The sequence below is a fragment of the Methanosarcinales archaeon genome (assembly GCA_014859725.1).
In the GTDB taxonomy this organism is placed as follows: Archaea; Halobacteriota; Methanosarcinia; order Methanosarcinales; family Methanocomedenaceae; genus Kmv04.
Genome location: JACUTQ010000249.1, coordinates 1 through 2304, shown reverse-complemented (window position 1 = coordinate 2304; position 2304 = coordinate 1). Strand labels below are relative to the sequence as shown.

The 2304-nt window shown below is 41.8% G+C and carries 5 protein-coding genes; 1 reads left to right on the top strand and 4 read right to left on the bottom strand.

Annotated features, from left to right (window positions below):
* Positions 1-73: 73 nt before the first annotated feature.
* Genes IBX40_12885 through IBX40_12870 form a run of 4 tightly spaced genes read right to left on the bottom strand, consistent with a single transcriptional unit; the run spans position 74 to position 1975 of the window.
* Positions 74-250, bottom strand: coding sequence for a hypothetical protein (locus IBX40_12885; protein ID MBE0525205.1), 177 nt, complete (start codon positions 248-250; stop codon positions 74-76).
* Between the two features lie 11 nt (positions 251-261).
* Complete coding sequence (locus IBX40_12880) at positions 262-810, bottom strand: dinitrogenase iron-molybdenum cofactor biosynthesis protein (GenBank protein ID MBE0525204.1); 549 nt, start codon at positions 808-810, stop codon at positions 262-264.
* A gap of 44 nt (positions 811-854) precedes the next feature.
* Positions 855-1679: an Mrp/NBP35 family ATP-binding protein gene (locus tag IBX40_12875; protein ID MBE0525203.1), complete on the bottom strand. Its 825-nt coding sequence runs from the start codon at positions 1677-1679 to the stop codon at positions 855-857.
* 17 nt (positions 1680-1696) lie between these two features.
* Positions 1697-1975, bottom strand: a complete 279-nt coding sequence (locus IBX40_12870; protein MBE0525202.1) for a hypothetical protein — start codon at positions 1973-1975, stop codon at positions 1697-1699.
* Positions 1976-2002: 27 nt separating this feature from the next.
* Between IBX40_12870 and IBX40_12865 the strand changes: the two genes are divergently transcribed.
* Positions 2003-2191 (top strand): hypothetical protein, encoded by a 189-nt coding sequence (locus IBX40_12865; protein ID MBE0525201.1) that lies wholly within the window; start codon positions 2003-2005, stop codon positions 2189-2191.
* Positions 2192-2304 lie beyond the last annotated feature (113 nt).

Below are 2304 nucleotides of genomic sequence, written 5' to 3'. Positions count from 1 at the left end.
ACCATATCATTTAAACCGCCTTTTTCCATTGTTGGTATGCATACTTTCATTATTCATCCTCCTCAAAACTAAATTACATTCCTGCCATATTTGTTCCGCATTTTGGACATGACTGATTAGCACACGGCTGTCCTGGCTGATGGGGAATAGTGTGTCCGCAACCTGGACATTTGCACTCTTTTGGTGGACCCATGCCCTGTCTTTGTCTACCCTTGCCCATTCCTCCGCCTCTTCCCTGACCTGCTGGCATGTATTTACCTCCTATTTTTTAATAACATCGAGTTTTTTCTTCATTTGAGCCAATTGTATCTCGGTCTGTTCCAGTTCTTCTTCCAGCATCGAGATTTCCTGTTCTTTTGTTGCTGATGACTGGCTCGGTACATCCTTTGTGCTTACACCAGTCTTTTGTTCTCTGCCTCGACCGCTCCTTTCCCTGGCACCCATGCCGGGCATTCCGGCATGAGCACCAACTGTTGCACCCAGTGCTGGCTGTAAACTGCCGTTGTTGTACTGTTCTAAAGCGTGTCTGACAGTACCACTGGCACCGGTCATTGTTTCAATCCCGGCAGCTGAAAGTATTTTATAAGCATTGGGCCCCAAATTTCCGGTTATTAGTGCATTAATACCAGTATTGACAATGGTTTGTGCAGCCTGTATTCCAGCCCCACCAGAAGCCATTGCACTCTCATTTGACATAACTTCAAAATCCATTGTATCCGGATCTATGATCAGGAAATTCTGGCATCTTCCAAATCGGGGATCCATCTGGCATTCTAAATTATCTCCTGATGCAGTTATAGCAATTTTCATGATTCCTCCTATTATTTATTCGATTATTCACAATCAATGTACCCTCAATTTCCATTCGCAAAGTCCTCGATTTTTGCGACAATCTCCTTGAAAGACTCTGTTGATTCTGATTTGGAATCAGATGCAACAAATGGGTTCCCATCATCACAGCACTTTACGATTTCCTGGTCCAATGGAATTTTTCCAAGAAAAGGCACTCCCAACTCCCTGGCTGCTTTTTCTCCTCCGCCAGTTTTAAAGAGATCTATGTATTCATCACAGTGAGGGCAATTGAAACCACTCATATTTTCAATAATTCCTATGATTGGTATTTTGAGGATCTTCGCAAAGTTCACTGCCTTTCTGGAGTCAAGAAGGGCAATATCCTGGGGTGTAGTAATTATTATTGTCCCAGTGCTATCTGGAATCAATTGGGCAATGCTTAGAGGCTCATCGCCTGTTCCTGGTGGCATATCAATAATTAGATAATCCAGATCACCCCAGTGAACGTCTTCCAAAAACTGACGGACCGCTCCCATTTTTACAGGACCTCGCCATATTACTGGTGTATCTGTACCAGAGAGGAAGAATCCCATTGACATAACTTTGAGATGAGGATTAATTTCAGCAGGAAAAATGCCTTCCTTATCCCCTTTGATTTTTCCGTTTTCAATATCTAACATTTTAAGAGTGCTGGGGCCGTGTAAGTCAACATCCAATAACCCAACACTGGCACCTCGCATTGAGAGGTCATATGCTAAATTTACTGCTACTGTGCTTTTTCCAACACCTCCCTTCCCACTCATTACAGCTATCTTGTGCTTAATTTTCTGGAGGTTTTTTGTTATCTTTTGGTTATCATCAGTTGATTTTTTATTTGCTTGATTCATGGTTTTCACAATAGTTATCAGTTATGTAGTTTATTAGATTTTATCCCGAATATATTCGGCATGATACTATCATAATAATTAAAACTCCATCTTGTTCGCATCGCTGATCTGCTTACAAAATTACCCTTCAATGTGCTATACGTGGCTTTACCGTATTCGTCTGGGGGTATAGGGTCGATATCCTGCCATGTTGTTGACCAGTCCCCATTAAGTTTTGTAGGAAGTTCATTTGAGAATGTGGGGATGTGGCACACCTGACATGTTAACGTTTTTGTGTGCTTGTTCAGTTCTTCCATGTTTTCTCCCATGTGGGGAGCAGTGGTATGGCAGTCGACATCCGTACACGTGACCCTGCCTTCCATGGCAGGAATTGCCAGCGCAATGCCTGCTATTTTATGATCAGTGGTAGCATGGCATTAATATCAATTGAACGACACATTAACATAAATTCACAGACATTTTTTTGTGCAGAATGGGATTTCCAGGATCTTCTGCGACTCCATGATAAATAAAATAAAAAGATTACAGGTAGAATGTTCAGGTAGATATTCTTCCTGGAAATGGATTGACAAGAAAACCTTCATGAGACGTTGCCTCATGCATGAAGCATGAAAAACCTTTATAT